Source organism: Phocaeicola sp. RTP21198st1_B8_RTP21198_201120 (assembly GCF_040929485.1).
GTDB lineage: Bacteria > Bacteroidota > Bacteroidia > Bacteroidales > Bacteroidaceae > Phocaeicola > Phocaeicola dorei.
Window position 1 is genome coordinate 51,527 of sequence record NZ_JBCOCI010000012.1, and the last position, 5,145, is coordinate 56,671.

At 40.8% G+C, this 5,145-nt stretch carries 6 protein-coding genes; all 6 read right to left on the bottom strand.

Translation table 11 applies throughout. The annotated features are described in order from the left end of the window. A partial coding sequence (gene xth, locus AB5935_RS07720; RefSeq protein ID WP_368327384.1) for an exodeoxyribonuclease III occupies positions 1–716 on the bottom strand: 716 nt, incomplete at its 3' end. Between the two features lie 152 nt (positions 717–868). Continuing rightward, positions 869–1,231 carry a preprotein translocase subunit SecG gene (gene secG, locus AB5935_RS07725; protein ID WP_007837888.1) on the bottom strand — a complete coding sequence of 121 codons (363 nt, stop codon included), beginning with the start codon at positions 1,229–1,231 and terminating at the stop codon, positions 869–871. A 5-nt stretch (positions 1,232–1,236) separates the two neighbouring features. Beyond that, positions 1,237–1,989, bottom strand: a complete 753-nt coding sequence (locus tag AB5935_RS07730) for a hypothetical protein (protein ID WP_008652565.1) — start codon at positions 1,987–1,989, stop codon at positions 1,237–1,239. 16 nt (positions 1,990–2,005) lie between these two features. Continuing rightward, complete coding sequence (locus AB5935_RS07735; protein ID WP_007837880.1) at positions 2,006–2,533, bottom strand: LptE family protein; 528 nt, start codon at positions 2,531–2,533, stop codon at positions 2,006–2,008. After that, positions 2,520–3,782, bottom strand: coding sequence for a sigma-54 interaction domain-containing protein (locus tag AB5935_RS07740; protein ID WP_007842724.1), 1,263 nt, complete (start codon positions 3,780–3,782; stop codon positions 2,520–2,522). Before AB5935_RS07740 ends, AB5935_RS07735 begins: the two co-directional genes overlap by 14 nt. A 168-nt stretch (positions 3,783–3,950) precedes the next feature. Continuing rightward, a partial coding sequence (locus AB5935_RS07745; RefSeq protein WP_368327385.1) for an inositol-3-phosphate synthase occupies positions 3,951–5,145 on the bottom strand: 1,195 nt, incomplete at its 5' end.

Below are 5,145 nucleotides of genomic sequence, written 5' to 3' on the forward strand. Positions count from 1 at the left end.
AAGATGTCAGTATGAATCTGAGCACCTCTCAATTTATCCTTCAACGAATCGGAAGTGAGAAAATAATCAATACGCCAACCCGCATTCTTCTCACGGGCTTTGAAACGATAGGACCACCATGAGTAAATTCCCTCTTGCTCCGGATAGAAATAGCGGAATGTATCCGTAAAACCTGATTCAAGCAAAGTAGTGAACTTTGCACGCTCTTCATCAGTGAAACCTGCATTTTTCCGATTCGTTTTAGGATTCTTCAAATCTATCTCCTTATGTGCTACATTCAAATCACCACACACAATTACCGGTTTTTTCTCTTCCAATTTCTTCAAATAAGCACGGAAATCATCATCCCATTTCATTCTATAATCCAAGCGTCGCAATTCTTCCTGCGAATTAGGAGTATAAACAGTTATCAGATAATACGATTCCAGTTCAAGCGTAATTACACGGCCTTCGTGATCGTGCTCTTCAATGCCTAAACCGTATGTAACGGACAATGGCTTTACTTTAGAAAAAATAGCAGTACCCGAATATCCTTTCTTTTCAGCATAATTCCAATAGGACTGATACCCTTCAAATTGTACATCCAGTTGTCCTTCTTGCATCTTTGTTTCCTGTAAACAGAAAAAATCAGCTTCCAAACGATTGAAAGCATCAGCAAAACCTTTATCGTAACAAGCTCGCAAGCTATTTACATTCCATGATATGAATTTCAACATGATTCTTTTATTATTTTTAAACTAACATATTCCAGAACAAAAGTAAGCACAAAAGCATACTTATCAAAGCAAAATATCTTAAAACAAAAAAGCGCTCTGTTTCACTGATAAAACAGAACGCCTATCCTTATTAAGGAAAATGCTCTCTTTAATTACTGTGCCGAATCACCCGGAGCAGGAGTCTCTGCAGCATCATTTGTCTGCGGAGCAGCAAAACCTGAAGGTGCATTCAACGGATTGGTAGCTCCCTCTTTCACCGCTTCTTCCATGATGATAGAAGAATCTGTATGAGCAGTAGGAACAAAATAAGCGGTAAGCACGCTACATGCTACCATAAAAGCAGCTAATCCCCATGTTAATTTCTCAATAAAATCCGTAGTCTTACGAACTCCCATAATTTGATTTGAAGAAGCAAAACTAGAAGCCAAACCACCTCCTTTTGAATTCTGAATCAGTACGACGAAACACATCAAAAGAGCTGCAAGCACAATTAATCCAATAAGTAATAAATACATTTTCTTTATTTTGATTTAGTGTTAATAATCAATTTCTCCAAAAATCTTATTTGGTCTGCAAAGTAAGCGTTTTTTTTTGGATATTTCAAATTTAATTTTTTAATAATTTCCAGAGCCTTAGAATATCTTTGCTGTTTAACGTATATTTTGGCCAATGTTTCGGTAAAATAGCTTTCATCTTCTATATCTTCCTCCGCTTCCGGTTCATCCTCTTCGGGCATTTCCTTTTTCACCGGCACTTCCTCTTTTATCCCTAATTGAGGTAATAAAGGTTCCTCTGCAGACTTTTCAATGAAATCATCTATCAGACTCTGGCCTTTCATCCGAGGAATACCATCATCGGACGGATGCTCTTCTTCATGTAATAAGAAAGAAGTATAATCGGCTGTTACATCCATAGGTAACTCCACGGCAGCAGAGTCCTCGGGTAAAGAAGACAGAAAAGCATCTATCAATGAAAGAGTACGGTCCAATCCGCCTTCCTCCTTAGGCTTCTCTTGCTTGTCAAGAGGAGAAATGATAAAACGCTCCCCTTCTATCAGATAAAAAAGAACTTTGCGATCGGCCACATACAATGCAGCCTTACGCAATTCTTCACCGAATGTTATATCATGCAGTAAAAACAGATTCTTCAGATAAAGCAACCTCACCGTCTGAAAATACGGATAACGCGCAAGCAACGTACGCAGCTCGTATAGTGTATCCCGATTTAATAATTCAGGATGGGTTATCCATTCATATAATTGCTGTTGTGTCATGACGGAAAAGGGCTCACTACCAGTTTGCCACGGTAGCATTGAATATTTGCTCTACAATTTCTTTAATCATCTGGGTTACTAATTCATCCTGTACAGCACTCAACTGCTGATTAGCGTTGTATTCTCGGCTAGCCGAGAATTGTTGACCATTCATATTCTCTGTCGGATTGGAATTGTTGACAAAGTTCACCCTAACCGTCATACGCAATTCCACCATGCTGGAATAACCGTCAGAACCAATTCCTTTATTCAAAGCATCATAATTGGTTATTTCCCCTGACAATTGCAGGTCACCTCCACGCTTGGCTTGCTTCAACCGGGTCTGCTGCATATAAATATCCTGCAATGCCGTATTGAACATGCTCTCCATCGGTCCCCACACAAAACCTGCCGAACGGTTCGGGAAGTTTTCGAACGAAATAGTCTTTACCTTAGTATAGTCTATAGACGATCCGTTAAACTTATAAGAGATGGAACAAGCAGTTACTATTCCCGCCAGTACCATCAACACACCAACTACTTTCAATTGTTTAATCCAAACCATATTCTTTTATTTTTCTATAAAGTGTGCGCTCTGAAATATTCAAATCTTTTGCCGCATTCTTTCGTTTTCCATGATGACGGTCGAGCGCCTTACGTATCATTTCTTTTTCCACTTCATCCAATGACAGTGTCGCTTCTTCCACAAATTCCTCCGTGTCCTGAATATCATCTACTACAGGATGCACGGATTTAGCGGCAGAGATAATGGTAGGTGTAGCAGGCACTACTGTAGCGACCAAATTCCGTTGAGGTTCTTGATAATAAGAAACTGCTGTAGTAGCCGGTGGCGGAACAGGTTGCGCTCCACGTTCCGACATCAAGGTGTTTACCAATTTCTTCAACTCAGTTACATCACGCCGCATATCAAACAGCACCTGATACAGAATCTCGCGCTCACTTTCAAAAGCCTTCCCCGCACTTGCTTTCACACCAAATAAAGCGGGTAAACCGGAGTTTACACGTTGTTCCGGTAAATAATTTCTCAAAATTTCCGCCGTAATGTCGCGATTGGTTTCAATAATAGATATCTGTTCTGTAATATTCTTCAACTGGCGTACATTACCGGGCCATGGGTAAGCCAACAACAAGGCTTTTGCATCTTCTGTCAGCTGAATGGCCGGCATACGGTACTTCTCAGCAAAATCCGATGCAAATTTGCGGAAAAGTAATGTTATATCATCTCCACGTTCGCGCAGAGGTGGTATCTTGATAGGCACAGTGTTCAGACGATAATATAAATCCTCGCGGAAACGGCCTTCGGCAATGGCTTCCGTCAGATTTACATTGGTAGCGGCAACAATACGTACATCCGTCTTTTGTACTTTGGATGAACCTACTTTAATGAATTCACCACTCTCGAGCACACGTAGCAGACGCGCCTGCGTAGCAAGAGGTAACTCTCCCACCTCATCCAGAAAAATAGTTCCACCATTGGCTTCGGCAAAATAACCGTTACGGTCACTGATAGCTCCTGTAAAAGCACCTTTCTCATGTCCGAAAAGTTCTGAATCTATTGTACCTTCAGGTATAGCTCCACAATTCACGGCTATATACTGTCCATGTTTCCGACGGCTGAACTGATGGATGATCTGCGGAAAATTTTCCTTTCCCACACCACTTTCACCGGTGATCAATACTGATAAATCTGTGGGCGCCACCTGAATAGCCACGTCTATGGCACGGTTCAATCCTTCAGCATTACCAATAATACCAAATCTGAGTTTAACATTTTGTATTTCTGACCTGACCATATTCATTTTATTATATGACAAAATTACAAATTCCCGAGCAGACAGCAAGTAATTATGGCAGAAAAATAAAAAATAAGGCGCGGATTTCACGGATTGATACGGTCTTTTATAAAGAGAAACCGTAAAATCCGCGCAATCCGCGCCTGAATAAAAACAGTCTGTTATAAATTAATCAATTTCCTGATCAGCTTCATAACCACCCATTTCGCGAATAGCATTCTTCAAGATAGCATACTGCTGGAAGAGATGGTTGACAGGTATTTCATTTTCTGTATAATCATGCATCGGGCTCTTCAAGAAGAAACTCAAGAAACGCTGTATACCAAAACGTCCTGCACGTGCAGCCAAGTCACTCAATAATACTAAATCCAAACATAAAGGAGCAGCCAAAATTGAATCACGGCAAAGGAAATTAATCTTAATCTGCATGGGGTAGCCCATCCATCCGAAGATATCGATATTATCCCAACCTTCCTTACTGTCATTACGAGGGGGATAGTAATTGATACGTACTTTGTGATAATAATCTGTATATAAATCAGGCTGGTCTTCGGGTACAAGAATCGACTCCAAAGTAGACAGCTTGCTGACTTCTTTAGTACGGAAGTTAGCCGGTTCGTCCAACACCAAACCATCACGATTACCTAAGATATTTGTAGAAAACCAGCCGGACAAGCCTAAGCAACGGGTTCCGATAATCGGAGCGAAGCCTGACTTAACCAATGTCTGGCCTGTTTTGAAGTCCTTACCAGCAATAGGCATCTTCGTTTTTTCAGCCAATTCCCACATAGCCGGGATATCAACTGTAGTATTAGGAGCTCCCATGATGAAAGGGCAACCTTCTGACAGCGCTGCATAAGCATAGCACATAGACGGAGCAATGTGTTCCTTATCATCCTCTTTCATCGCTTGCTCCAATGCTGCCAAGGTTCCGTGTACTTTTTCTTCAACAGGTACATAGATTTCTGTAGAAGCAGCCCAAAGAACTACGATACGGTCGCAATTATTTTCAGCTTTGAAATTGCGGATATCTTCACGCAGCTGTTCTACCATATCCCAACGATTCTTGCAATCTTTCACATTATCGCCATCCAAACGACTAGCATAGTTGTGATCGAAAGCAGCTTTCATCGGAACTATCTTTTCCAGTTCTTCCTTTACAGGAAGAATGTCTTTTTCTTGTAAAACTTCAGCATTTACAGCTGATTCATAAGCATTAGCAGGATAAACATCCCATGCACCAAAAACAATGTCGTCCAAAGTTGCCAATGGAACGATTTCTCCATAATGCAAATACTTTTTATTTTCTCCACGGCCAACACGCATTTTATCATATTGAGTCATAGATCCGACAGGTTTTGCC

What these genes read in the sequence shown, in the direction of transcription:
- secG (WP_007837888.1), bottom strand. Translation starts at nt 1,231, where the DNA reads ATGTATTTATTACTTATTGGATTAATTGTGCTTGCAGCTCTTTTGATG.
- AB5935_RS07730 (WP_008652565.1), bottom strand. Translation starts at nt 1,989, where the DNA reads ATGACACAACAGCAATTATATGAATGGATAACCCATCCTGAATTATTA.
- AB5935_RS07740 (WP_007842724.1), bottom strand. Translation starts at nt 3,782, where the DNA reads ATGGTCAGGTCAGAAATACAAAATGTTAAACTCAGATTTGGTATTATT.
- AB5935_RS07735 (WP_007837880.1), bottom strand. Translation starts at nt 2,533, where the DNA reads ATGGTTTGGATTAAACAATTGAAAGTAGTTGGTGTGTTGATGGTACTG.